19 protein-coding genes are annotated in these 24,650 nt (G+C 61.1%); 7 read left to right on the forward strand and 12 right to left on the reverse strand.

Features of this window, described 5'->3' with window-relative positions; all coding sequences use genetic code 11:
- Positions 1 to 96: 96 nt before the first annotated feature.
- From A8C75_RS01735 to A8C75_RS01750, 4 genes are all read right to left on the reverse strand, one after another.
- Positions 97 to 828 carry an aspartate/glutamate racemase family protein gene (locus A8C75_RS01735; RefSeq protein ID WP_067377237.1) on the reverse strand — a complete coding sequence of 244 codons (732 nt, stop codon included), beginning with the start codon at positions 826 to 828 and terminating at the stop codon, positions 97 to 99.
- Between the two features lie 75 nt (positions 829 to 903).
- Entirely contained in the window at positions 904 to 2,172 is a 1,269-nt protein-coding gene (locus A8C75_RS01740) for an NAD(P)/FAD-dependent oxidoreductase (protein ID WP_067377240.1), read from the reverse strand.
- A 71-nt stretch (positions 2,173 to 2,243) separates the two neighbouring features.
- Positions 2,244 to 4,328: a TRAP transporter permease gene (locus tag A8C75_RS01745; RefSeq protein ID WP_067377242.1), complete on the reverse strand. Its 2,085-nt coding sequence runs from the start codon at positions 4,326 to 4,328 to the stop codon at positions 2,244 to 2,246.
- A gap of 116 nt (positions 4,329 to 4,444) precedes the next feature.
- Entirely contained in the window at positions 4,445 to 5,452 is a 1,008-nt protein-coding gene (locus A8C75_RS01750; RefSeq protein WP_067377251.1) for a TAXI family TRAP transporter solute-binding subunit, read from the reverse strand.
- A gap of 245 nt (positions 5,453 to 5,697) precedes the next feature.
- Between A8C75_RS01750 and A8C75_RS01755 the strand changes: the two genes are divergently transcribed.
- From A8C75_RS01755 to leuA, 3 genes are all read left to right on the forward strand, one after another.
- The gene (locus A8C75_RS01755; protein WP_067377253.1) at positions 5,698 to 6,621 is read left to right on the forward strand and encodes a LysR family transcriptional regulator; all 924 of its coding nucleotides are present in this window, start codon (positions 5,698 to 5,700) and stop codon (positions 6,619 to 6,621) included.
- A gap of 50 nt (positions 6,622 to 6,671) precedes the next feature.
- A complete protein-coding gene (locus A8C75_RS01760) occupies positions 6,672 to 8,078 on the forward strand; it encodes a sodium:solute symporter family protein (protein ID WP_084783654.1) in 1,407 nt (468 codons plus the stop codon).
- A 652-nt stretch (positions 8,079 to 8,730) separates the two neighbouring features.
- Entirely contained in the window at positions 8,731 to 10,413 is a 1,683-nt protein-coding gene (gene leuA / locus A8C75_RS01765) for a 2-isopropylmalate synthase (RefSeq protein WP_067377256.1), read from the forward strand.
- An 86-nt stretch (positions 10,414 to 10,499) separates the two neighbouring features.
- Here leuA and A8C75_RS01770 read toward each other — a convergent pair whose 3' ends face one another.
- From A8C75_RS01770 to A8C75_RS01780, 3 genes are all read right to left on the reverse strand, one after another.
- Complete coding sequence (locus A8C75_RS01770; protein WP_067377259.1) at positions 10,500 to 11,015, reverse strand: disulfide bond formation protein B; 516 nt, start codon at positions 11,013 to 11,015, stop codon at positions 10,500 to 10,502.
- A gap of 154 nt (positions 11,016 to 11,169) precedes the next feature.
- Positions 11,170 to 12,090: a DMT family transporter gene (locus A8C75_RS01775; RefSeq protein WP_067377262.1), complete on the reverse strand. Its 921-nt coding sequence runs from the start codon at positions 12,088 to 12,090 to the stop codon at positions 11,170 to 11,172.
- Positions 12,091 to 12,145: 55 nt separating this feature from the next.
- On the reverse strand, positions 12,146 to 13,033 hold the full coding sequence (locus A8C75_RS01780) for a DMT family transporter (RefSeq protein ID WP_067377265.1): 888 nt from the start codon (positions 13,031 to 13,033) through the stop codon (positions 12,146 to 12,148).
- Between the two features lie 632 nt (positions 13,034 to 13,665).
- Between A8C75_RS01780 and A8C75_RS01785 the strand changes: the two genes are divergently transcribed.
- The 4 genes from A8C75_RS01785 to A8C75_RS01800 all read left to right on the forward strand — a co-directional run bounded on the left by A8C75_RS01785 (position 13,666) and on the right by A8C75_RS01800 (position 18,364).
- Positions 13,666 to 14,622, forward strand: a complete 957-nt coding sequence (locus A8C75_RS01785; RefSeq protein WP_067377267.1) for an HlyD family secretion protein — start codon at positions 13,666 to 13,668, stop codon at positions 14,620 to 14,622.
- On the forward strand, positions 14,619 to 15,605 hold the full coding sequence (locus A8C75_RS01790) for an ABC transporter ATP-binding protein (RefSeq protein WP_227819811.1): 987 nt from the start codon (positions 14,619 to 14,621) through the stop codon (positions 15,603 to 15,605). Before A8C75_RS01785 ends, A8C75_RS01790 begins: the two co-directional genes overlap by 4 nt.
- Positions 15,605 to 16,702 carry an ABC transporter permease gene (locus tag A8C75_RS01795; RefSeq protein WP_067377269.1) on the forward strand — a complete coding sequence of 366 codons (1,098 nt, stop codon included), beginning with the start codon at positions 15,605 to 15,607 and terminating at the stop codon, positions 16,700 to 16,702. The genes A8C75_RS01790 and A8C75_RS01795 overlap by 1 nt, the downstream gene beginning before the upstream one ends.
- Before the next feature lie 117 nt (positions 16,703 to 16,819).
- Entirely contained in the window at positions 16,820 to 18,364 is a 1,545-nt protein-coding gene (locus A8C75_RS01800) for a bifunctional GNAT family N-acetyltransferase/carbon-nitrogen hydrolase family protein (RefSeq protein ID WP_067377273.1), read from the forward strand.
- Positions 18,365 to 18,468: 104 nt separating this feature from the next.
- Here the strand turns inward: A8C75_RS01800 and A8C75_RS01805 are convergent, their stop codons facing one another.
- The 5 genes from A8C75_RS01805 to A8C75_RS01825 all read right to left on the reverse strand — a co-directional run bounded on the left by A8C75_RS01805 (position 18,469) and on the right by A8C75_RS01825 (position 24,583).
- Complete coding sequence (locus A8C75_RS01805; RefSeq protein WP_227819812.1) at positions 18,469 to 19,134, reverse strand: 2OG-Fe(II) oxygenase; 666 nt, start codon at positions 19,132 to 19,134, stop codon at positions 18,469 to 18,471.
- A gap of 122 nt (positions 19,135 to 19,256) precedes the next feature.
- Positions 19,257 to 20,633 carry an ATP-dependent RNA helicase DbpA gene (gene dbpA / locus A8C75_RS01810; RefSeq protein ID WP_067377276.1) on the reverse strand — a complete coding sequence of 459 codons (1,377 nt, stop codon included), beginning with the start codon at positions 20,631 to 20,633 and terminating at the stop codon, positions 19,257 to 19,259.
- A gap of 105 nt (positions 20,634 to 20,738) precedes the next feature.
- On the reverse strand, positions 20,739 to 21,584 hold the full coding sequence (locus A8C75_RS01815) for an NAD-dependent protein deacetylase (RefSeq protein WP_067377279.1): 846 nt from the start codon (positions 21,582 to 21,584) through the stop codon (positions 20,739 to 20,741).
- A 99-nt stretch (positions 21,585 to 21,683) separates the two neighbouring features.
- Positions 21,684 to 22,178, reverse strand: a complete 495-nt coding sequence (locus A8C75_RS01820) for a hypothetical protein (RefSeq protein ID WP_067377282.1) — start codon at positions 22,176 to 22,178, stop codon at positions 21,684 to 21,686.
- Positions 22,179 to 22,402: 224 nt separating this feature from the next.
- Complete coding sequence (locus A8C75_RS01825) at positions 22,403 to 24,583, reverse strand: malate synthase G (protein WP_067377285.1); 2,181 nt, start codon at positions 24,581 to 24,583, stop codon at positions 22,403 to 22,405.
- Between the last annotated feature and the right edge of the window lie 67 nt (positions 24,584 to 24,650).

The following is a 24,650-nucleotide window of genomic DNA, read 5'->3' on the forward strand; positions in this document are numbered from 1 at the left end:
GATCAGGCTTTCATTATCGCCCTGTCAGCGCCGCTGGCAACCATTGGGATGCTGTAATTTCTTTTTGTTTTCAATTGATTGTGCATTCAGGATGCCTCAGGGGCGCCAGGCGGGTTGGCCTGCATGGGTCAGGGTGCTGGCCACCATGCGGGTCAGGCTGCTGAGGTCAAACACCGGCAGGGCAAAGCGGGCCTGCAGTCTCTGCGAGAAGCAGGACAGGTCGGTGCATTCGAGCACCAGGGCACCGATTTCGGGGTGGCGCTCGAGCAGGGTGCTGATAACGCCGGTCAGTTCGGCTTCGAACAGCGTCATGTCGAGATCCTGGCCGTTGCCCTGAAGAATCACGTCACGGAACTGGGGCTGGTGCTGCATGCCGGCAATGGCGACCGGTTCAGCACCAATGCCGGCACCGCGCAGGTGGTCTTCGCTGAGGGCCTCGCTGTTGGCGACTATGACGCCCACCCGGCGTTGTGGTCCCAGCATGCGCGAAACCAGCGGCACCTGAATCAGGCTGGAAAGAAACACCGGCACCGACACCGCCGCGGCTATGTCCTGCTGATGCAGTGCCAGAAAGCCGCAGCTGCCGGTAATCGCCCGTACGCCTTCACGTTCCAGCTCCCGTGCCGCATCGATAAAGGGTTGCAGCAGGGCGGGGTCACGCTGGCGGATCAGTCGGTCGATGGTGGCACCCTGTACCGTTTTGTACAGCAGCGGGAAGTTAAAGCCCGCCGGGTTCTTGATATGCCCCAGGGGTTTGGGAAAGCGGGATTCCAGGCTGAGCACGCCAATGGGAATACCGTAGTAGTTCTGGCCGCCGCGCAGCATCATGTGATTTATCTCCTGTGTGAGAGTAGGTGTTGCGAACCGAGTCCTGAGCGAGCAGCAGGCGTGCCAGTGCCGGCATCAGGCGAACCGCTCCGGCGCAAAGGGTGTCAGATCGATATCCGTGGGCTGATCCGAAATCAGCTGGCAGACCAGTTGTCCGGTAATGGCGGCCAGTGTCAGGCCGAGATGACCATGGCCAAATGCCAGGGTCACGCGGGGCTGGGCTTTGAGCGTACCGATTACCGGCAGCGAATCCGGTGTTGAAGGCCGGCTGCCCATCCAGCTGGATTTCACCTGGGTGTGCCTTCCGAGCATTCTGTCGGCATGTGTGTGCATCAGCGCACTGCGGCGCTCATCCGGCGGCGCCTGGCAGGCGGCAAACTCGGCAGTGCCGGCCACCCGTATGCCATCGCTCATGGGGGTCAGGAAAATGCCCTGATCCAGCCACCCCACCGGGCGCGTCAGGGTATCGCTGGGCAGATCCAGCGTCAGGTGATAACCGCGCTCGGAGACCAGAGGCACCCGCACGCCACACTGGCCCGCCAGGGCCTTGGATGCGGCACCTGTGGCGATCACCAGGCGGTCAAACCGCAGCTGTTGCAGGCCACAGCGCAGTTCAACTGCGTCGGCATCGGCATGGATCGAATCCACTTTCTGTTGCACAAAGCGCCCGTCCTGGTCACAAAAGTGGGTAAACAGGGCACGGCTGAGCGCCACCGGACTGACGGTATGGCGCGTTCTGGGATAGTAGACGCCGCCGGCATGAAAGCCGTTGAGGTTCGGCTCCAGCTGCTGCACCTGCGTGGCGCTAAGGAACTCCAGTTCCACACCCTGCTCGCGGCGTTCCCGCAGCCCCTGGGTGCGGGCCTGGGCAAAGCCCTCGGTGCTGCTAAATAGCCCAAGGCAGCCATGGGACTGCACCAGAGACTCTGTACCGGTGAGGGCCAGCAGGCTGCGGTCAGCTGCTGGAGCCAGCTCCTGCAGTGCGGTGAGCGCCTGCTTGCCGCGCCTGTAGCGGGACGGGAAGCAGGCCTTGAAGAAATGCCAGCCGTAGGGCATGAGCTGGGGCAGATAGCTCGGCTGCACCGACACCGGGCTCTGGGCATCGAGCAGCATGGCGGGCATCTTGCACAGCAGCGAAAAACTGGTGAAGGGCAGGCGGGCGTAGTCGGCGAAAAGACCGGCATTGCCAAAGGAAGTGCCGAGCCCGGGTTGAGCCTGGTCGATCAGGGTCACCCGGTGGCCGGCCCGCTGCAGCCAGAGGGCGCTGCACAGACCTATGATGCCGGCGCCGATCACGGCGACTTGGCGGACATCGCCGGCAGGCTGAGTGGGATGGTCGGACATGAGTCACCTGCTGGCGCCCGTTGTGGGCGCGTCTATAGGGGGCGGGTGTGATGGCGGCTAGGTGACTGACGTCAGGAATTGGCGCAGCGCGCCGCCGGTGCCAGGGTTTCGTCCTGGCGCCGTGCCAGTAGCTGCTGCGCCAGTACCGGCAGCAGCAGGGCCAGACCGTAGAGGTCGGACTGCAGGCCCGGCGTGATCAGCGCTATGGCGGCGGCAAAGGTCAGCAGGCGGGGCAGCAGAGGCAGGTTGCGCAGCGCATAGCCGGTGATGGCGATACCGAACACGAAGATGCCCGCCATACAGCTAAAGGTGGTGAGCAGATACTCGGACCAGGTGAAGTAATCCTCCAGCACGATCAGCATGGCCGGCGAGTAGACGAACACGAATGGCATCATGATCTTGGCGTTGCCGAGCTGGAAGGCCGATATGCCGGTACGAAACGGATTGGCATTGGCAATGCCGGCGGCGGCATAGGCCGAGGTGCACACCGGCGGGGTAATCTCCGACAGCACACCGTAATAGAGCACGAACAGGTGCGCCGCGAGCGCCGGAACACCCAGGTTAGACAGTGCCGGCTGTGCCACGGCACTGAGCATGATGTAGAGCGCGGCCGTGGGCAGGCCGGCCCCCATCAGGATGCAGGACAGCGCGATCAGCACCAGGGATACGAACAGGGTTGCCTGATCCAGTGAGAACAGTTCGAACGGCAGCCAGGTGGTCATGGCCATCAGCGACTCGCCTATATCCTGGGCGCCGCTGGTCACCAGAAAGCCGAGGCGAAAAGCCACGCCTGTGGTGGTGATGACACCCACCACTATGCCGACGGCCGAACAGGCCGCTCCCACCGCCAGGGCGTATTTGGCGCCTATCTTGAATGCATCGAAAATGTCGCCAAAGCCAATACGGTTGCGCGGGTTAAGCACCCCCACGGCCAGGCTGGCGGCGATACCGGAGAAGGCCGCCATATAGGGCGTAAAGCCACTGAAGAGTACGCCGATCAGCACCACCAGTGGCAGCATGGTGGGCCAGCCGTCTTTCAGTACCGCCAGCAGATGGGGAATGTCCTCTTTGGCGCAGCCCTTGAGGCCGAGTTTCTTGGCCTTGAAGTGCACTATGGTCAGTACGCCAATGTAGTGCATGATGGCCGGTGTCATGGCGGCCAGCACTATGCTGCCGTAGGACATCTGCAGGTTCTCGGCCATGATAAAGGCCGCCGCGCCCATGATCGGCGGGGTAATCTGGCCACCGGCACTGGAAGCCGCCTCAACGCCGCCGGCAAAGTGGCCGGGGTAGCCGAGCTTTTTCATGTTGGGAATGGTCAGGGAGCCGGTCGAGACCGTATTGGCCACGGCGGAGCCCGAAATGGTGCCGAAAAAGGCCGATGAGACCACGCTGACCTTGGCCGGGCCGCCGGAATAACGGCCGGCAACGATGGTGGCGATATCGATGAAGAACTGGCCCAGCCCCATGCGCTGGGCGATAACGCCAAAGAGCACAAAGTGGAACACCACGGTCGACACTACCCAGAGGGTAATGCCGAAGATGCCCTCGGCCGGGAAATAGATATTGTTGATGAACTGATTCCAGCTCACGCCGGGGTGGCGCAGTATATCGAAGGGCAGGTACTGCCCGAAGAGCGCATAGCAGGCGAACAGAATAATGATCAGCGGCAGAACCGGGCCCAGGGTGCGGCGGGTTGCTTCCAGCACCAGGAACACCAGCAGGCTGCCAAATATGATATCCAACAGCGCCGGGTTTCCCTGACGCAGCGCCTGTTCGTCAAGCACCAGGCCAACGAAGCTCAGGTCCAGCCCCATCCAGGTGAAACCTATATAGAGGGATGCGACTACACTGAGGCCCGCCAGCACAAAATCGTACAGGGGTACGCGGCTGCTCTGGTCGGCGTTCTTGCGTTCCAGACACTTGAAGCCTGCGTAGTAGATAAAGATCATCGACAGCACGCCGGACAGGTGGATGCCCATGTGCCAGTAATCGGCCGGCAGCCCGAAGCCCGCCGTGATGAAATGGTAGAGGGCGAACAGGGCTAACAGCACGCCGCAGACCTGTTCCAGTTTGCGCGGGAGCTTGCGGGTTTGCAGTTCGGAGTCGTACTGCTCTTCCAGCTCCTGCATCTGTTCGATACTGATCTTGTCCATACTGGACCTCGCATGGCCAGGTGAGTCCGGGTGCATGCCGGCGGCGACAATAATGCCGCCGGCAACCGGTGCCGAGCAGGCTCAGACCGGGTGCGCGCTTAGTGTTGGGCGGTGGCTTAGTGCAGTACGCCGGCTTCGCGGTAGAACTTTTCGGCGCCCGGATGCAGCGGAATGGTGACGCCGCTCAGAGCCGTGTCCAGCTTGATCAGGCGGGCCTTGGGATGGCCGCTTTCGAACAGCTGGCGGGTGCTGTCATTCCACAGCGCCTTGGTGATGTCGTACACGAGCTCTTCGGAGACATCGGCGTTGGTCATCCACTGGGCGCCGCCGGCCAGCGTTTTGACGTCATAGTCCACGCCTTCGTAGGTGCCGCCGGGGATGGTTTCGGAATAGTAGTAGGGCAGGGCCTTCTCGATAATGGCCCTTTCCTCGTCACTGAAGGAGTACAGCTCCATGCCCCGGGTTGCATCCAGTTGCACGATGGCGGCCACCGGTGTGCCGGCGACATAGAAGTAGGCATCGAGCTGGCCGTCGGCCAGGTGCTCGGCGCTCTGGGTGTTATTCAGCTCGGCTTCGTCGATGTTGGAGCGGTCCAGGCCGAACTGACTCAGCAGCTGCAATACCGCCACCTGGGTGCCGGAGCCCGCCTGGGCAATGCCGACGCGCTTGCCCTTGAGGTCTTGCAGCGAATTCAGTTTGGCCCCCTTGGGCAGCACCAGGTGCATTTCTTCGGGAAACAGGTTGGCGATCACGCGCAGCTTGTCGTATTTGGCCTGACCTTCAAACTTGCCGCCGCCGTTGTAGGCGGTATGGACGATGCCGGCAATGGCGAGGCCCGATTCCATCTGCCCGGTCTGCACACCGGTGGCATTGGCAACCGAGGCATTGGAGGACTGCGCAATGGCGACCAGGCCCGGAACGCCGCAGCTGCCGCCGTCTTCACAGGGACGTGAGCCCGGCGGGCTGCTGATGGCGTTGGCGATCAGGCCGGCAATGGGGAAGTAGGATCCACCGGCGCTGCCGCTGCCAATGCGAAAGAACTGCATTTCGGCGGCCTGGCTGAAGCCGGACAGGGCGGTGGTGGCGGCCAGTGCGGTACCGGCGATAAGGGTCTTGAGGCGCATATTGAGCTCCTGGATTGTTGTTTTTGGTGCTGCAGGATCGGGTGCGGCACGGGGCCGCCGGATGTTATTCGCTAGGGGGGCGGGCGTGGGTTGAGCGGCGGGGCGGGTCGAATAGGTCCATGGGGTCTCCGTTGTTCTGTTGTTGTGAGAGAACCTGATGTGTGCATTATTCGATCAGATGAATATAATAACAAATCGTATTTTTTTACGACTTGATCAGATTTTTTTATATTAATGGAGTGGCCATGAACCTGCGTCAGATGGAAGCGTTTCGAGCGGTGATGCTCACAGGCTCCGTATCCCAGGCGGCCAAACAGCTGTTCAAGACTCAGCCGGCGGTGAGCATGTTGCTGAGTGCGCTGGAGCAGGAGATCGGCTTTCAGCTGTTTGAACGGCGCAAGAAACGGCTATATCCAACGCCCGAGGCCAAATACCTGTTCGACGAGGTGGAGTCGATTTTTTCGCGCATACACGATGTTTCCCAGACAGTGCGTGATATTCAGAACAAGCAGTTCGGCTATCTGCGTATCGGCTGCATGCCGGGGCCGTCCACTTTCTTTGTGCCGGATCTGGTGGCGGATTTTCTCGAGGCGCACCCGCGGGTACAGGTCTCACTGCAAACCCGCACCTCGCCCTCGGTCATCGAATGGGTTGCGTCCAACCAGTACGATATTGGCCTGGCGGAGATCACCAGCCGGGATCAGGGTGTCGATACCGACAGTGTTTCCCTGCCGTGCCTCTGTGCGCTGCCGGCGGCCCATCCGCTGGCGGCACAGGAGCTGATCACGCCCGCGCTGCTCGATGACGAGGCCATGATTACGCTGCACCCGGACCACATGACCTTTCATGATCTGCAAAAGCATTTTGAACAGGCGGGTGTGCGCATGAATGTGCGCCTGCAGACGCGCTTTTTTATTCCGGCGCTGCGCTTTGTCGAACGCGGGCTCGGTGTCTGCATCATGGATCCGATATCGGTGGCCAGCTATTGCAGCTATGCGGCGCCCGGCAAGGTGGTATTCCGGCGTTTCGAGCCCGAGATCAGGCTCAAGTTCGGTATCATGTACCCGGCGGATCTGCCGCGCTCCGGCATTACCCAGGTATTTGCCGAGCAGCTGCACGGGCGGATACTGGATTTGCAGGAGAGCCCGCAGCGTTTAACGCTCTGGTAACGGATCAAAGCCAGCGAGTTGGCTTTCATTAAATAGATCGGAGTTGTCGCATGCATCTGTACGATATGCTGGGTCTGGCCGGGTACTTTGTGCTGCTGATCTACATCGGTTACAGCAGCGCAAAAAAGGTGAAATCCAGCGCGGATTTTGCGGTGGCGGGCAACCGGATCATCTGGCCCATACTGTTTGCCACCCTGGCGGCGTCTTTCCTCGGCGGCGGCGCTTCCATGGGGCGCGCCAGCAAGGCCTTTGAAGATGGCTACGCCTTCATGTTTGCCGCCACGGCCTTCCCCATTGCCACGGTACTGTCGGGGCTCTACATAGCGCCTCGGCTCAAGCGTTATGTGAATGCCCAGACCATCGGCGACATCATGGAGCAGCACTTCGGGGCGCCGGCGCGGCTCTTCACCGGGCTGTTTTCACTGGTGTTCTGTGTCGGCATTCTGGGTGCCCAGGCGCTGGCGGTGGGCACGGTGTTCAACGCGGTGCTCGGCATCGAAGTCAGCAGCGGCATTCTGCTGGGCATGGCCGTGGTGCTGATCTACTCTACCCTCGGTGGCCTCTGGGCGGTGATTCAGACCGATGTGGTGCAGTTTCTGCTGCTGGCCATCTTCCTGCCGGTAACCATGGTGGTGGGTGTGCAGGCTGTTGGCGGCCCCGCCGAGCTGATCAGCCGGCTGCCCGAAGGCCACTTCAGCCTGATGGGCGACTACAGCGCCGCCATGTTTATCAGTATTTTCATTGCCTTCCTGCTGGGTGAAACCCTGGTGCCGCCCTATACCCAGCGCGCGCTGGCGGCCCCCGATGCAGGCAATGCCAGGCTCGGTTACAGCCTGGCGGGGGTCTTCGGCTTTCTGTTCTATTTTGTCACCACCACCATCGGCCTGGTCGCGCTGGTGCTGTACCCGGATATAAGCCCGGATCAGGCGCTGCCTGCGCTGATCCGCAGTCTGCTGCCGGTGGGAGTCACGGGTCTTGTGCTGGCGGCGCTGCTGGCGGTGGTGATGTCGACCGCCGATTCCTACCTGAATTCCGCCGCCGTCATTTTTGTTCGCGATATTTACCAGCGCTTTATCGACCCCGGGGTGACGGAGCGGCGGCGTTTGCGTATCGAACGCTGGGTTAACCTGCTGATCGGCATAGGGGCGGTGATCTTCGCGCTCTATGCCAGTTCCATTATCGATGCGCTGCTGCTGAGCTACAGTCTCTGGGCGCCGACGGTACTGATTCCCTTTGTCGCCGGTGTACTGTTTGATCTCAAATGCAGCCGCTCGGCCATCAGCGCCATGCTGGCCGGCGCTCTGGTGACGCTGATCTGGCAGAGCGCGCCCCAGGATCTGCAGGCGTTCACCGGTGTGAGTGCACTTATGGCCGGTGTGCTGGCCAATGGCCTGGTCTTTACGCTGGTGTACCGTCTAAACCGCGCCGCGGGCGCGAATCCTGAATCCAGCTTTTAAGGGGGCTGCAATGCATTGGTTTGGCATGGTTGTCTACGGTGTGGCGGGGCTCTGTATCCTTACGGCCCTGGTTGTCGGTATCAAGGCCTGGATTTTTTATCGAGACGGCGGTTGATTCAGAGCTGGCTGGTGTGATTGAAACTTTGGGAGCTAGAAAAATGATGTAAAATCTTCTTTGTTAGTGATTAAATTATGATCATTGATTTTACGTTGCATTAATTGACTATAAATTTATAAATTGTTGGGTTTAATCATCAATAGTGCCGGTTATTGATGCTGCCTTTGCACACATTAACCCCCGGGTCCCCGCTAGAATGGCTCTACGAAATCGCTGATCCCCTCAGCGGTGCCGGCAACCGGGGCTCCCAGCAGATGACCCGGTGACCGTCACTCTCCACAAGAGAGTCGGATCCGCCCGCGCCGCCTGGGTCCCACAAGGACCTGAAATTCAGGCTACAGAGCCCTGCGGAGCTGTTCAGCGTTTCATCCCTCTTTTTTGATGATCAGGATCAGACCATGACGTTTTTCAGGGTGCTATCGATACGACTTTGATGCGGTTGCCGGGCCAGGAGTTTCTGTGGCGCCCGGGAGCCAGGCCTCAGCCACCTTCGCGACCTGAATCGCGATCCGTATTGATAGCTGGAGAAACCGCATGAGTTCGTTTGATCACCGCAAGTACCGCCCCTTTGCTCCCATTCGCAAAACCGACCGCCGCTGGCCGGACCAGATCATCGACCGTGCGCCCCGCTGGTGCAGCGTCGATCTGCGTGATGGTAACCAGGCGCTGATCGAGCCCATGAACGTGGTGCAAAAACGCCGCATGTTCGAGTTGCTGGTAAAGCTGGGCTTCAAGGAAATCGAGGTGGGCTTCCCCGCCGCCTCCCAGCCGGACTTTGACTTTGTTCGCTCCCTGATCACCGATAATCTGATTCCCGATGATGTCACCATCCAGGTGCTGACCCAGGCGCGGGATGAGCTGATTGCGCGCACCTTTGAATCCCTGCGCGGTGCCCGCCGCGCCATAGTGCACCTGTACAACTCCACCTCTACGGTGCAGCGTGAACAGGTGTTCGGGCTGGATCGCGAGGGGATCAGGGCCATTGCCGTCAAGGGTGCGCACACAGTGGCACGGCTGGCCTCAGAGAGGCCCGAGACCCAGTGGGTCTTCCAGTACTCCCCCGAGAGCTTCACCGGCACCGAGCTGGATTACGCGGTGGAGGTCTGCGACGCGGTCACCGCCGTGTGGCAGCCGACACCGGACAACAAGGTTATTATCAACCTGCCGGCCACGGTGGAAATGTCGACCCCCAATGTCTTTGCCGATCAGATCGAGTGGGTCTGTGACCATATCGCCAGGCGCGACTCAATCATCATCAGCCTGCATACCCATAACGACCGCGGTTGCGGTGTGGCGGCGGCGGAGCTCGGCGTCATGGCCGGTGCCGACCGTATCGAGGGCACGCTGCTGGGTAACGGTGAACGTACCGGCAACATGGATATCGTCACCATGGCGCTGAATTTATACAGCCAGGGGGTGGATCCGCAGCTGGATCTGGCCAATATGGACGAAATCGTCGAGTGCGTGAAGGCGTGCACCCAGTTACCAGTACATCCGCGCCACCCCTATGCCGGCGAGCTGGTGTTTACGGCCTTTTCGGGTAGCCATCAGGATGCTATTCGCAAGTGCCTGGCCCGGCGTCAGAGCGATGCCTCTTGGGACGTGGCCTATCTGCCGATCGACCCCGAAGACCTGGGGCGTGATTACCAGGCCGTGATCCGCATCAACAGCCAGTCCGGCAAGGGCGGCGTGGCCTACGTGCTGGAGCGCGAATACGGCATCCAGATGCCGCGCTGGCTGCAGATTGAATTTAGCGCCAGGGTACAGCAGGCCACCGAAGCCTCGGCCACCGAGCTGAACGGCGAGCAGATCTGGCACATATTCAATGAAACCTACCTGCGCCCGGCCGACAGCGGCGCCCGTATTCTGGGCTATCAGCTGAGCCGTGATAATGGCCAGGACAGCCTGAGTGCCACTATTCACTGGCAGGGCGAAACCCGCTCGGTGACGGGCACTGGCACAGGCGTGGTTGGCGCCTTTGTTGATGCACTGAACCGGGAGATGAGAGAAACAGTGCTGTTGGTGGAATACAGCGAACATGCCCTGGGCGCTACCCACGGTGAAGGCGCCGAGGCGATCAGTTTCGTGCAGATGGGCATTAACGGCAGTCGTTACAGCGGTGTGGCGGTGAGTGAGGACATAGTGACCGCATCCCTGAATGCGATCCTCGATGCCCTGGCCCGGGGCGGCAGTGAGGCGCGAGTGGCCGCGGCCTGATCCTGACACCTGAAAATCTGACCTGAAACAAAAAAATCCCGTGCAGCGCTGCACGGGATTTTTTGTTCAGGGCGTGTCGGCGGCTGTCAGAAAAAGCTTTTGCGTCTGGCGCGGGAGATCAGTATCAAGCCAGTCAGCAGGACCATAAAGGCGCTGAAGACGACCAGCACTTCGGCCATGGTGAAGCCAAGGGGCATTTCCGGCGTATAGCCGCAGGGCTCCCAGATTTCAAAGACTTCCGGCAGCCACGTCTCGGGTGTGAGCCAGGCCGGCAGGCCTGATTCCATGCTGCAGCTGCCCTCGATCCAGCCTCGCTCGACGCCAAGGGTGGTCCAGCTGCGCTCCAGCATCCCCAGCATGGCAACAAACCCCAGCAGCTGCGCCAGCTTGCGGGTAAAAGTCCAGCCACAGCCCAGGAAACCCAGCAGGCAGGCCAGAATAAAGCCCGCCAGCCACAGCCTGATATGCACGCAAAGTACACAGGGACCGTAGCCCAGTTCGTACTGGTAATAGAGCGCGATACCTTCGACGGTCAGGCCGATCAGAATCATCGCCAGCCAGTACCAGGCGCTGCGCCCGAGAGTCGATAGCTGGTTGAGCATTGGGGCGTCCTTAAGCAAAGTGGTTGCGCTATCTGAACACAAAAGCAGCGTAAGATTCCAGAGGTCTTGCCTTTGTAGTGACGCCAATTTGCGTCATTATATTTTCTGGCCGGTTGGCCCCGCACTACTGTGCTCTGTAGCACGTTATTTTTTTCTAGGTTGTCAGGCCATGGGGGGCCTTGCCCGGTGTTTTGCGCAAAGCCAGCCAGGTGTTAACGCTGATGGCGCCGAGAATCGCGGTGCCGCCTAGCAGAGTATGTATGGTGGTGGTTTCGCCCAGCGCGAGCCAGACCCAGATAGGCCCCAGCACCGTTTCCAGCAGCATGAACAGGCTGACCTCGGTGGAGGGCAGATAACGGGGGGCCGTCATGACCAGGATGGTCGCCAGCGGTATCTGGATCAGCCCCATAAGCGCGAGCCAGCCGTAACTGGCAGGCTCCAGTGTGAGCGGGGTCGCCAGGGGCCAGCTGATGAAGGCTGCAATGGCACCGGCCAGGGCGATGATCGGCAGGCGCGGCAAGTCCTGAAAGCGGCGCAACAGGGTGAACATCATGCCCATGCTGGCGGCCAGCAGCAGGGCGGCAAGATCGCCCATGCTCTGGCTGTTGGCGCTGTCGGAGCCTGCAAACACCACCATCACGCCGATCACAGACACGCCTATGGCGATCAGGGTACGGCGCAGTACCCGTTCGTGCAGCAGCAGGCGGGAAAAAAGCGCCGCGAACAGGGGGGCGCTTGCCAGGATTACCACCGTATTGGCGGTACTGGTATGGCTGATGGAAAACACAAACAGCCAGGTATTCACGCCATAGAGACTGGCAATGGCGATGCCTGCAAGCCAGAACATGGGGCTTGCAGGCCAGCGCTGGCGCCAGCACAGGCACAACAGGGCGGTGGTCAGGCAGGTCAGAGCACCGCGCCAGAATGTCACGTTATAGGATGTGCTGTCGGCCAGGCGGATCAGCAAGGCATCAAAGCTCAGCACCAGTATGCCGCAGGCAGCAATCAGCATGCCCTTGGCGTGATCATCATAGTGCCCCAGCGGAACACTGGCAGTTTTGCTTGTTACTGACATGGTAAAAACTCTCATCGGCCCGGGGCTGCAGCGCAGCCCCGGGCGTTAACACGAATTATAAAAGCAGCCGTGCAGGTCTGAGCCTGTGGCCCCAGAAGAAGAGGGCCAGGCCCGTCATGATGACAGCGGTTCCACTCCAGACACTCAGGCCTACATTCTCATCATTAAGCAGGCTGCCTAGCAGTAGCGCGAACACCGGAGTGATCAGGGTGACCAGAGCCACGGTGCTCGGCGGCAGTTTGCTGAGAATATAGAAGTAGCTGACAAAACCGATCAGCGAGCCAAATACCGCCAGATAAAGAATGGCCCAGGGCGAGTGGCTGCTAAAGTCGAAAGTCGGTGCCGTACCATCCAGCAGCAGCCAAAGCAGGCCGTAGCAGGGCAGGCTCAGCATGAGCGCACCCACGGTATGTGGCAGTGGATGAATCGCCAGGGCCTCGCGCTTGACCATCACAGCGCTGAGGCTGAACAGCAGCACCGCCAGCAGTAACAGTGCAATACCAGGCCAGGTCTCAAGGCTCAGGGTGGCATCATCCATAAATATCCAGCCCAGACCTGAAAGCGCGATAACACAGGCCAGCCAGCGGTGCGGCGCCATCGGGGCCTCGCGCAGCAGTACCTGGGCGAGCAGGGCCGAGAGCACCGGCGACAGGCCAAAGATCACCGAAATCAGGCCTGAGGGCACGAAACGCACCGCCAGGTAGGTGGAGCTCATGGCGCCGAAAATACCCAGGGTCGCGAAGGCGTAGGACCTGAGGGCCTGGCGGTGCCAGGGCATGTCCAGTCGCAGTGTTCGCACCAGCAGCCAGCCCAGTACTGCGGCTATACCCATACGCAGCCAGGCGGCCATAAGCGGGTTGACGGTTTCGCTGCTCCAGGCAATTCCCAGCGGGGTGGTGGCCCAGATAGCCAGTACGGCCAGATAGGCGCTTGGCACGGACATCGCTCTTACTCCTTTTCAGTGATGGCCGGAAAACATCCTGTTTCCGGTTGCTCTGGATCCTGCATCAATCTACAAGCCCTGCGCTCGCGGGGGGCCACCAGGGATGGTGGAAATCCTGAAAACGCAGGAGCAGTTTTTAGGGGACCGCCATGGAGGGCGGGAAATTCGTTATTGCAGGAGCAAATAACGATACGTACATCCCTGTACACAAAAGGCCGCAGGCGGTGAGCGCTGCGGCCTTGGGAAAACCGAACCCTGCAGGACCGGCTAACGTTCGACCGCACGGGGCCACATCCAGCGGGCCGGGATGGCCTGTCGGTTGCGGTGCGCGCTAATAAGAGTCGGGACGTTCATGCTGCTGATCCGGATTGCTGAGCCGACATCTTGCGTCATTTTTGATCATTTGGTCAACCCTGGGTCAGCGCTGCGCACCAAATCTGTGCATCACTCTTGTGGCGCCAGCATAGCGCCGAATGCAGTGCCCGGTGATGCCCTGCACGACTCCGGCGAAGGTGTTCGCGCCCGCAGGCTCCGCCTTGGCTATTGGAGGCTGTGGCAAAGGGGGCGCTTAGCGCCCATGCTTGAGTGCAGAATGGATCTGTTGTTGACGCTGGCTGTTTAGGGAGGTCTGGATGTTACGTGTTGTGCTTGGTTTGGCGCTCTTCGTTCTGGCCGGATGTCAGTGGCCGCAGGAGGACGGTATTAATGGCGTGCTGGCCTGGGATAGGGTGGAGTTGATCGCCGAGCTGAACGAACCCATCCTGCAGGTCGATGCCCGGGAAGGCCAGCGCCTGAGCGCGGGAGATCTGATTCTGCAACAGGATGACCGGCTGATGCGCGCGCGTCTGGCCGAGGCAGCGGCTGTGCTGAAAGAGGCCAGTGCACGGCTGGCAGAGCTGCGGCGAGGACCCAGAGTTGAACGTATAGAGGCGGCCCGGGCACGCCTGGCGGGGGCAGAAGCCGAGGCGGACAACGCGGCGGCGGAGCTGAAGCGTCTGGAAACACTGCAACGCCAGCGCCTGACCAGTGTCGAGGCGCTTGAGCTGGCTCGAACCCAGGCCAGCAGCAGCCGGGCGCGCTCCCGGATGAATCGGGCAGAGCTGGATGAGCTGCTGCACGGCAGCACGGCAGCAGAACTGCTGCAGGGCGAAGCCCGGGTACAGCAGGCCGAGGCGCGCCTGGCGCAGGTCGATATCCAGCTGCAGCGACTGCAGCTGCGTGCGCCCCGAGACGGCCTGCTGGACGAGCTGCCCTTTGAGCAGGGTGAGCGTCCGCCGGCGGGCAAGGTAGTGGCGGTGCTGCTGGCAGGAGAGGGGCCCCATGCCAGAGTCTATGTGCCCGAACCGATGCGGGCGCGGCTGCAGCAGGGCAGTCGCGCCCAGGTGCGGGTGGATGGTCTCGATGGCGTCTTCGATGGCGAGATTCGCTATATAAGTGCGGATGCCAGCTTTACGCCTTTTGATGCCCTCACCGAGCGGGATCGCTCGCGGCTGAGCTATCTGGCGGAGGTGCAGCTCAGTGGCGCCGGTGTTGAAACCCTGCCAGGCGGTCTGCCGGTACAGGTTGTTTTCGATGGGCTGAGCCTGTGACCAGCCCCGTGCAGGCGTCAGCCGAGACCGGCGAGCTGGCCATTGAGGCGCGGGGGCTGAGTCGGCGCTTTGGTGATCTGGTGGCGGTCAGCGGGCTTGATCTGCAGGTGCCCAGGGGCATGGTGTATGGATTTCTTGGCCCCAATGGTTCCGGCAAGTCCACCACCATTCGCCTGCTCTGTGGCCTGCTGCTGCCCAGCGCCGGCAGCGCCCGGGTACTGGGCCACGAGGTGCCCGGTGATGCCGAGCGGCTCAGGCACAAGATTGGCTACATGACCCAGCGCTTCTCGCTCTATGAAGACATGACGGTGCTGGAAAATCTCGATTTCATCGCCCGCATCTATGGGCTCTCCAGGGTTCTGCGCCAGCAGCGTATCCAGCAGGCCTTGCAGCAGTATCACCTCGGCGAACTGGCGCGGCAGTTTGCCGGCCGTCTCAGTGGCGGCCAGCGCCAGCGCTTGTCCCTGGCGGCGGCGACACTGCATAGGCCGCAATTGCTGCTGCTGGATGAGCCGACCAGTGCGGTGGATCCCCAGAGCCGCCGCGACTTCTGGGAAGCACTTTTTGCGCTGCTGGAACAGGGCACCACTATTCTGGTGTCGACCCATTACATGGACGAGGCCGAGCGCTGTCACCGGCTGGCGATTCTGGACCGTGGCGTGCTGGTGGCCGATGGCGCACCACTGCAGCTGATGGCGGACATTGATTGCGCGGTCGTGCTGGTGGAATCCGCTGTGCCACGGGCGGTGCAGCGGGCCCTGAGCGGCCTGGACAGAGTGCGCAGCATAACCCAGCTGGGCATGCGCCAGCGCGTGCTGCTGCCCCGCAGTGTCGAGCAGCCGGCCGAGCAGGTGCGCACGCTGTTGCAGGCGGCGGGCATTGAGGCGCAGTGTTGCGATACCACGCCCAGTCTGGAGGATGTGTTTGTGGCGGTGACACAAAGCGGTCGCGGCAAGGCCGGCGGATCGGAGTTGAGGCCCTGATGGCGCTGCAGCGGCTCTGGGCGATTCTGGCCAAGGAGATTCGCCAGCTCAGGCGCGATCGCCTGACCTTCGGCATGATCTTTGGCATTCCGATGCTGCAGATCATCATGTTCGGCTACGCCATCAACACTGATGTACGCCAGCTCAGTGCCGCGGTGGCGGATCAGGCGGGCAGCGCGCTCTCCGCCCAGCTGCAATCGCAGCTGGAAGCCTCCCAGGTGCTGCGCATAGTGGCGCGGGTCGACAGTGCCGCCTCGCTGCAGAAATTGCTGGATCGCGGTCAGGTGCATGTGGGAGTGCTGATTCCACCGGACTTCGAACGCCGCCTGCAGCAGTCGGCGCGCCCGGCGGTGCAGCTGCTGGTGGATGGCAGCGACCCCATCATACTGGCGTCGGTGCAGCGGCTGCTGAACATGCCGCTGGGGATGGATACGGCCGCGCAGCTGGAGCCTGAGGTGCCGTTGTTCGAGGTACGCAATTTTTACAATCCCGAACGTCGCTCGGCGGTGTTCGTGGTGCCGGGGCTGATCGGCGTGATTTTGACCATGACCATGGTGATGTTTACCGCCGTGGCCATAGTACGCGAACGCGAGCGCGGCAATCTTGAGCTGCTGATCAATACGCCGGTCAGCTCGCTGGAGCTGATGCTGGGCAAGGTGCTGCCCTACATCCTGATTGGCCTGGTGCAGGTCACGGTGATCCTGCTGCTGGGGGCGCAGCTGTTCAATGTGCCCCTGAATGGCTCGCTGCTGGAGGTGTATCTGGCGGCGCTGCTGTTTATTGCCGCCAATCTTGGGCTGGGGCTGCTGATCTCAACCCTGGTGGGCACTCAGTTTCAGGCGATTCAGATGGCGTTCTTCTTCTTCTTGCCGTCTATTTTGCTGTCGGGGTTCATGTTCCCGTTCGACGGCATGCCCCGCGCAGCAAGGCTGATAGCCGAGCTGTTGCCACTGACCCATTTTATCCGGCTGATACGGGGCCTGATGCTGCGCGGTGTCGAACTGGTTCAGCTCTGGCCGGATGTGCTGGTGCTGCTGGGTTTTTTTCTGCTCAGCATGACGCTGGCGGTACTGCGCTTTCGCAAGCGGCTGGATTAGAATCAAAGCCGGGTCGCGGGTTTCTCTGCGGGTTAAGCGTGACGGCAAGGCCCTGCAAGCTTGCAACTTCAGGTGCAGTCGTTAGTCTGAGTGCTGGTCGAATCGAATGGAGTCCGTATGAGTCTTGAAGATCTCAAGCTAGGTTTGCGCAATATCACCCACAGTGATTACCCGCAGATTCAGGAGTTGATGGATCGGGTGTACCCGGATATCGGCGGTGCCTGGCCCGAGTCCACTATCCACAAGCTGGTGGATGAATTCCCCGAAGGTCAGATCTGCGTGGTGGATAATGAACGGGTGGTGGGCATCGCCCTGACCGCGCTGGTCAGTTACGAAAAGTTCAGCAACCCCCATACCTATGACGATCTGATCGGGCGTGGCCAGGAAATCCATGTCGACCCCGAAGGCGATGCGCTTTACGGGCTGGATGTGCTGATCAACCCCGAATACCGCGGTTATCGCCTGGGCCGGCGGCTCTACGATGCGCGCAAGGAACTCTGTCGCCAGTTCAATCTGCGCAGCATTCTGGCGGGCGGCCGCATTCCCAAGTACCACGAGTACAGCGACGAGCTGTCGGCCAAGGAATATATAGGCAAGGTGGCACGCAAGGAAATATACGACCCGATTCTGAGCTTTCAGCTGGCCAATGACTTTACTGTCAAGCGACTGCTGCGGCGTTATCTGCCGGAGGACGAAAAGTCCGCCGGTTACGCCACCCTGCTGGAATGGGACAACATCCTCTACGAGCCCGAGGCGCGGCCGATCAGTGTGCGCAAGACCCAGGTGCGGGTCGGTGTGGTGCAGTGGCAGATGCGTACCATAGAGTCGGTGGAAGACATCCTGCAGCAGGTGGAATACTTCGTCGATACAGTCTCGGAGTACGAAAGCGACTTTGTGCTCTTTCCCGAGTTTTTCAACGGCGCCCTGATGGGACTGACCAATCAGTCGCAGCGTACCGAGGCCATTCGTTATCTGGCGGGGTATACCGAGCAGTTTCGCGAGGCCATGCTGCAGATGGCGGTGAGCTACAACATCAATATTATTACCGGTTCCATGCCGCTGATTGAAAATGATCGCCTCTACAATGTGTCCTACCTGTGTCACCGCGATGGCACCTGCGAGGAGCAGCGCAAGCTGCATATTACGCCCCACGAAAGGCGTGACTGGGTTATCGAAGGTGGCGAAGGCCTGCAGGTGTTCAATACCGATGCGGGCAAGATCGGCATTCTGATCTGCTACGACGTCGAATTTCCGGAGCTGGGGCGCCTGCTGGCCGAAGAGGGCATGGAAATCCTGTTCGTGCCTTTCTGGACAGATACCAAGAACAGCTATCTGCGGGTGCGCCATTGTGCCCAGGCCAGGGCGATCGAGAACGAGTGCTATGTCTGCATCGCGGGTAGCGTTGGCAACCTGCCGAGTGTGGATAACCTGGACGTGCAATACGCCCAGTCGGCGGTGTTTTCACCGTCGGACTTCATGTTCCCCCACGATGCGGTGCTGTCCGAAACCACGCCAAATACCGAGATGATCATGTTCTCGGATCTGGATCTGGACAAGCTCAAGGTGGTGCGCGCCGAAGGCTCGGTGACCAATCTGCGTGATCGCCGGCATGATCTGTATCAGGTGACGATGCGCAACAAGGGCGGCATGGCCGACAGCTGAGTGGGCTGCATAACCAGCTCTTTGCCAATGACTAGCAATGGGCTGGCAAAAGGAAAAAGGCGTGGCGCCGGCGCCGCGCCTTTTTTGTGGACGCCGCTGCGCGGTCAGCGCGGCGGGTCGACGATACCGCCCAGACTGTTGTTAACCCGGTACCAGCCGGCCAGACTCAGGCGTTCGCGCTGTGCCGGCAGGACTTCGTGGGGAAAGCGGTCGCTGAGAAAGACCACCAGGGTGCCATAGCAGGGTTGAACCCGCTCGATGGGCGTTTGCGCCGCTTCATCGGCATAGATCAGCAGTTCACCGCCGTTACCGGGTTGCCAGTCGGGATTCAGGTAGTAGACGGTCGAGAGTACACGGTTGGTGCGTCCCTGGAAGGCATCCAGATGGCGGCGGTAAAAGGCCCCTTGTGGATAACGCGAGAAGTGGCACTCGTAGTCAAACAGCCCCATCATCAGGCGTCGGTTGATACCGATGCGCAGTTCTTCCATCCAGGCCAGATAGGCGGATTCCTCGGGCCTTGAGGCCGACAGCCAGCGAATCTGGTCGCCGCGTACCTGGCGGTTAAGCTGGTGTTCCTGATCCCGGCCTATGCCGGCGCGTCTGAAATCTTCCTGCTCCAGATCCTGCATGTACTGGTACATGCGGTCGGTCAGCCAGCCTGGCAGTGCCTGTGGATAAATGCAGTAGCCGGTGGTCGCCAGGTCGTCGGCGATTCGATCAAGCAGCAGGGTATTGTCGGGCAGGACTATGGCGTTCAAGTACGTGCTCAATGTTTGACCAAAGCGCACTATTTACGCCTGAAAACGGTGTTTGTCCATCAATATTGGCAGCAGAAAGCGTTTATGGCGCCCTGGGGGATGCTCCGCAGGGCGCTGTGGGGGCGGGTGCAGGCTCAGAACTTGCGGATGCGGTACTTGCGGCCCTTGATGGTGCCGTTTTGCAGCTGTGCCAGTGCCTTGGAGGCTACCGCGCGTTCGACGGCGACATAGGAGACAAAGTCGAAGATGAAAATCTTGCCCACGCTGCTGCCGGCAATGCCGGAGGTGCCGGTGAGGGCGCCGAGGATATCGCCGGGACGCACCTTGTTCTTGCGCCCGCCATTGATGGCCAGGGTCACCATGCCCGCTGGCGCCGGACGCTCGCTGCTGAGTTCTGGCAGCGGCAGGAAGTCCGGATCCGCCGCCTGCTGGGCTTCCATGATCGCATTGACCTTGTAGCCTTCGGACGGAATAACCAGGTTCAGTGCCAGACCTTCGCGGCCGGCACGGCCGGTGCGGCCGATGCGGTGGGTGTGGGTGTCTGAATCACGGGTCAGCTCGTAGTTGATGACGCAGGGCAGGTCGTCGATATCCAGGCCGCGTGCCGCTACGTCTGTGGCAATCAGAATCGGGCAGCTGCGGTTGGAAAACAGCACCAGTACCTGGTCGCGATCGCGCTGATCCAGCTCGCCGTGCAACACCGCGGCGCTAAAGCCTTGATTGTTGAGGTAGGCGCCCAGTTCGTTGCAGCTTTGTCGTGTATTACAGAAGACCACCGCCGCTTCCGGGCGGTAGTGCAGCAGCAGCAGCTCCAGCGATTGCATGCGCGACTCGCGGTCGGTTTCGAAGAAGTGCTGGGTAATCTTCAGCGGGCTCTCGGTTTCTTCGAGGGAAATCATCTGCGGATCGCGCTGGAATTCGCCGCTGAGCGACTGGATGCCGTCCGGGTAGGTCGCCGAGAACAGCAGCGTCTGGCGGCTCGAGGGTGTGGTCTGGGCGATCTGCTTGATCTCGTCGCGAAAGCCCATGTCCAGCATGCGGTCGGCTTCGTCCAGCACCAGTGTCTGGATGCGATCGAGCTTGAGGGTGCCCTTGCTGAGGTGGTCCCGGATGCGCCCGGGTGTGCCGACGATTACATGAGCGCCATGCTCCAGCGAGCCGATCTGTGGGCCTATGGAAATGCCGCCCGACAGGGTGATGATCTTGATGTTGGCCTGGAAGCGGGCCAGCCGGCGCAGTTCATTGGCCACCTGGGTTGCGAGTTCCCGTGTCGGGCACAGTACCAGCGCCTGGGGGCTGAAGCTGGTGGGCTCCAGCTTGAGCAGCAGGCCGATACCGAAGGCTGCCGTCTTGCCGCTGCCGGTTTTGGCGCGGGCAATCAGGTCACGGTTTTCCAGCAGCAGGGGCAGGCTCTGCTGCTGGATGGGCGTCATCTCGTGATAGCCAATGGCGCTCAGGTTATCGAGCATGGCCTGGGGCAATGGCAGGTCGGTAAAGGGGAGTGACGTCAACGGGGAGCCTCGGTAGCCGGTCAGAAAGCGGCCATTATAGCGGAATCGGATCGCCAATGCTGTGTGGCGACAAGCACTTGCCCAGTGTTGCCACAGGCCTGTCGGTTATGCGCCGAGACAGGTCTGCAGCAGCGGCCCCGCAGGGGCTTCGAGCTTGAGACTGAGCAGATCATCAGCCCGGGTGCGGCCCAGATTCACCGCGGCTATGGGCTTGCCGAGCGCTGCGGCCTGGCGGCAAAAGCGAAAGCCTGAATACACCATCAGCGAGGAGCCGACTACCAGCATGGCGTCGGCCTGTGCCAGCGCATCCATGGCAGTGCTGACGCGCTCCTTGGGTACCTGATCGCCGAAGAACACTACGTCGGGCTTGAGGATGCCGCCACACTGGTCGCAGTCATGCAGGCGAAAACGGCTGAAATCCAGCTCCAGGTCGGCGTCTCCGTCCGGTGCGGCCGGCGCCTGCAGCTTGGCGAAGTCCGGGTTGTCGTCGGCCAGACGCTGCTGCACCTGGGCCCGGCTGTAGCGTAGCTGGCAGCCCAGACAGAGCACAGAGTCGGAACGGCCATGCAGATCCAGCACCCGGGCGCTGCCGGCGCGCTGATGCAGCCCGTCCACATTCTGCGTGACCAGCAATTCGATCTGCTGGCGCCGCTCCAGTTCGACCAGGCCCAGGTGGGCTGTATTGGGCCTGGCACGGGCCATCAGTGGCCAGCCCACCAGGCTGCGGGCCCAGAAGCGTTGGCGACAACTGTGCTGGGTGACGAAGTCACGGTGATCCACCGGGGGTGGGCGTTTCCAGTTGCCCTGGTGGTCGCGGTAGTCGGGGATGCCGGAGTCGGCACTGATACCGGCGCCGGACAGCACGAACAGCCGTGGATGGCGGGTCATAAAGGCGTTGAGCTCGTCGCCGAGCTGTTGCAGGGGGCTGTGGTGCAGCGTCGTATCTGGCATGGGAAAGGCGTTTGTCCGCTGTCTGTTCCGGAGTTTTGCCCAGAGTACGTGCAACACAGGCGTCGGGCCAGCGTTTTGGCTGCGCGCATTACACAATGCTCAGAGGGGTTCTATATCGTAAAGCTGCAGTGAGTCCAGCGGACGAAACAGCAGTACGTGGCGGTAATGATTGCCGCCCTCCAGCGCCAGGGTAGCAAAGCCGTCCAGTCCAATTGAAGGGCAATAGGATTCCAGCGCAGTACAGAGGCGCTCCAGTCCTGGGCCTATATCTTCCAGGCGGTTGGGTGTGGCGGTCGGTGGTGCAGTTGCCTCACAGGCTTCAGGCGTTATCGAAGTTCGCAGCAGCGGGATTATGGCCTGAACCGGCAGAATGGCCAGGCGCAGCGCGGCCTTGGGCGTTGCAGTGATCAGGTAGCCACGGTTTTGGTGTTCCAGCAGGGCAGGGGAATGGCTCCACAGGCTGGTGCTGTTGCTGTAGTAGCCACTGTGATAAAGGTGGCTGGGCTGACCATAGACTTCAACCTGGCGGGTCTCGATGGCCTGCTGCAACTGCTGATCCAGTTGCAGCAGCAGGTCCTGTTCCGGTGCTGGCATGGCGGCCTCGACGGTATCTGGCGCTAGCGGTACGCAGCGCAGACCTTGATGTCCTTGTCCGGGCTGGCGCGCCCTCTAACCTTAGTTCAGAGCCCCTGTGGCGGTGAACCCGCTTTACAGGAAACCGACAAAGATAGAGCCGACGGGGACTGTCAGCAGACACAAAAAAGGGCCCGCCAGAGTGACTGGCGGGCCCTTTTTATCCGTGCTTCAGCTGTGCTCGATCAGCCGGCGGCCTTGGCCTTGGCTTCGATGCGGCGACGGTGCAAGACGGGCTCGGTGTAGCCGTTGGGCTGCTCGCGGCCTTCGAGTACCAGTTCACAGGCCGCCTGGAAGGCGACGCTGTCGGCGAAGTTGCCGGCCATGGGCTGGTACAGCGGATCATTGCTGTTCTGGCCATCCACCACGCCTGCCATGCGCTCCAGGGTTTCGACAACCTGTTCGCGGCTGCAGATGCCGTGGTGCAGCCAGTTGGCAATGTGCTGGGCGGAGATGCGCAGGGTCGCGCGGTCTTCCATCAGGCCCACATCATTGATATCCGGCACCTTGGAGCACCCTACGCCCTGGTCAACCCAGCGCACAACATAGCCGAGGATACCCTGGGCGTTATTGTCCAGTTCCTGCTGAATCTCTTCAGCGGACCAGTTGGGGCTCTGCGACACCGGGATGGTGAGGATGTCGTCGACGCTGGCGCGCGGACGGCTCTTGAGCTCGTCCTGACGGGCGAACACATCCACCTGGTGATAGTGCATGGCGTGCAGGGTTGCGGCCGTGGGCGACGGAACCCAGGCGGTGTTGGCGCCGGCCAGGGGGTGACCGATCTTGGCCTTGAGCATATTGGCCATCTGATCGGGAATGGCCCACATGCCTTTGCCGATCTGGGCGCGGCCCTGGAGTCCACAGGCCAGACCGATGTCGACGTTGGAGTCTTCGTAGGCCTGAATCCAGGAAGCGCCCTTCATGTCGCCCTTGCGGATGACGGGGCCCGCTTCCATGGAGGTGTGGATTTCATCACCGGTGCGATCCAGGAAGCCGGTGTTGATAAACACCACGCGATCCTTGGCGGCGCGGATGCATTCCTTCAGGTTCACCGTGGTGCGGCGTTCCTCATCCATGATGCCCATTTTCAGGGTGAAGGGTGCCAGCCCCAGGGCCTGCTCAACACGGCCGAAGAGTTCGTTGGCAAAGGCCACTTCCTCGGGGCCATGCATCTTCGGCTTGACGATGTACATGGAGCCGGTAGTAGTGTTGCGCAGCGGTCCTGTGCCCTTGAGATCGTGGATGGAGATCAGGGTGGTGATCATGCCGTCCAGGATGCCTTCGGGGACTTCGTTGCCGTCCTTGTCGAGGATGGCGTTGTTGGTCATCAGATGGCCAACATTGCGCACGAACATCAGGCTGCGGCCTTTCAGGCTCAGGCTGCTGCCATCCAGAGCGCTGTAGTCGCGATCCGGGTTCAGGCTGCGGGTAACGCTGCTGTCGCCCTTCTTGACTGATTCGGTCAGGTTGCCCTTCATCAGGCCCAGCCAGTTGCGATAGACCAGCACCTTGTCATCGGCATCGACGGCGGCGACGGAGTCTTCGCAGTCCATGATGGTGGTCAGGGCGGATTCGAGCAGCAGGTCCTTGATACCGGCGGGGTCGTCTCTGCCGACCAGGCTGGTAGCATCAATCTGGATTTCGAAGTGCAGGCCATTGTTCAGCAGCAGAATGGCACTGGGTGCCGCAGCGTCTTCGCCACGGAAGCCACGCAGTTGTTCCGGCTGCTGCAGGGCGCTGGTGCTGCCATTGTTGAGGCTGACGACCAGCTGAGCGTTCTGAATGCTGTAGCCGACGGCGTCCTTGTGGGAGCCTGTGGCCAGGGGAACGGCCTGGTCGAGGAAGTCGCGGGCAAAGGCGATAACTCTGGCGCCGCGGGTGGGGTTGTAGCTCTTGCCTGCCTCGGCACCGCTGTCGCTGGGAATGGCGTCTGTGCCGTAGAGGGCGTCGTACAGACTTCCCCAGCGGGCATTGGCCGCATTCAGCGCGTAGCGGGCATTCATGACCGGAACCACGAGCTGGGGGCCAGCCATGGTGGCCATTTCCGGATCGACATTGCTGGTGGTGACGCTGAAGGTATCGCCTTCAGGCAGCAGGTAGCCGATGTCGGTCAGGAAAGCCTTGTAGTCGGAAAAATTGAAAGCCTGTCCCTTGCGATCCCGGTGCCAGGCGTCAATCTGTGCCTGCAGCTGGTCTCGTTTGGTCAGGAGCTCACGATTGCGCGGTGCAAGATCGTGCACAATCGAATCGAACGCAGTCCAGAATTGCTCGGTTGTTACACCGGTGCCTGGCAGCGCTTCGTTATTGATAAAGTCATATAGACTTGGGGTAACCTGAAGGTTACCGCTCTGTACCCTGTTGCTCATTATGTACTGCCTCTTGCTTATCTCAGTCCCGAACGGGGCGAGGCACCCGAAACCGGGCAGTATTAGT

It is taken from the genome of Marinobacterium aestuarii, from assembly GCF_001651805.1.
In the GTDB taxonomy this organism is placed as follows: domain Bacteria; phylum Pseudomonadota; class Gammaproteobacteria; order Pseudomonadales; family Balneatricaceae; genus Marinobacterium_A; species Marinobacterium_A aestuarii.

Coding starts and splice junctions, on each gene's coding strand:
- A8C75_RS01820 (WP_067377282.1), bottom strand. CDS start 22,178: ATGCCAGCACCGGAACAGGACCTGCTGCTGCAACTGGATCAGCAGTTG.
- A8C75_RS01800 (WP_067377273.1), top strand. CDS start 16,820: ATGAGTCTTGAAGATCTCAAGCTAGGTTTGCGCAATATCACCCACAGT.
- A8C75_RS01745 (WP_067377242.1), bottom strand. CDS start 4,328: ATGGACAAGATCAGTATCGAACAGATGCAGGAGCTGGAAGAGCAGTAC.
- A8C75_RS01760 (WP_084783654.1), top strand. CDS start 6,672: ATGCATCTGTACGATATGCTGGGTCTGGCCGGGTACTTTGTGCTGCTG.
- A8C75_RS01755 (WP_067377253.1), top strand. CDS start 5,698: ATGAACCTGCGTCAGATGGAAGCGTTTCGAGCGGTGATGCTCACAGGC.
- A8C75_RS01770 (WP_067377259.1), bottom strand. CDS start 11,015: ATGCTCAACCAGCTATCGACTCTCGGGCGCAGCGCCTGGTACTGGCTG.
- A8C75_RS01775 (WP_067377262.1), bottom strand. CDS start 12,090: ATGTCAGTAACAAGCAAAACTGCCAGTGTTCCGCTGGGGCACTATGAT.
- A8C75_RS01825 (WP_067377285.1), bottom strand. CDS start 24,583: ATGAGCAACAGGGTACAGAGCGGTAACCTTCAGGTTACCCCAAGTCTA.
- A8C75_RS01815 (WP_067377279.1), bottom strand. CDS start 21,584: ATGCCAGATACGACGCTGCACCACAGCCCCCTGCAACAGCTCGGCGAC.
- leuA (WP_067377256.1), top strand. CDS start 8,731: ATGAGTTCGTTTGATCACCGCAAGTACCGCCCCTTTGCTCCCATTCGC.
- A8C75_RS01785 (WP_067377267.1), top strand. CDS start 13,666: ATGTTACGTGTTGTGCTTGGTTTGGCGCTCTTCGTTCTGGCCGGATGT.
- A8C75_RS01735 (WP_067377237.1), bottom strand. CDS start 828: ATGATGCTGCGCGGCGGCCAGAACTACTACGGTATTCCCATTGGCGTG.
- A8C75_RS01750 (WP_067377251.1), bottom strand. CDS start 5,452: ATGCGCCTCAAGACCCTTATCGCCGGTACCGCACTGGCCGCCACCACC.
- A8C75_RS01795 (WP_067377269.1), top strand. CDS start 15,605: ATGGCGCTGCAGCGGCTCTGGGCGATTCTGGCCAAGGAGATTCGCCAG.
- A8C75_RS01780 (WP_067377265.1), bottom strand. CDS start 13,033: ATGTCCGTGCCAAGCGCCTATCTGGCCGTACTGGCTATCTGGGCCACC.
- A8C75_RS01740 (WP_067377240.1), bottom strand. CDS start 2,172: ATGTCCGACCATCCCACTCAGCCTGCCGGCGATGTCCGCCAAGTCGCC.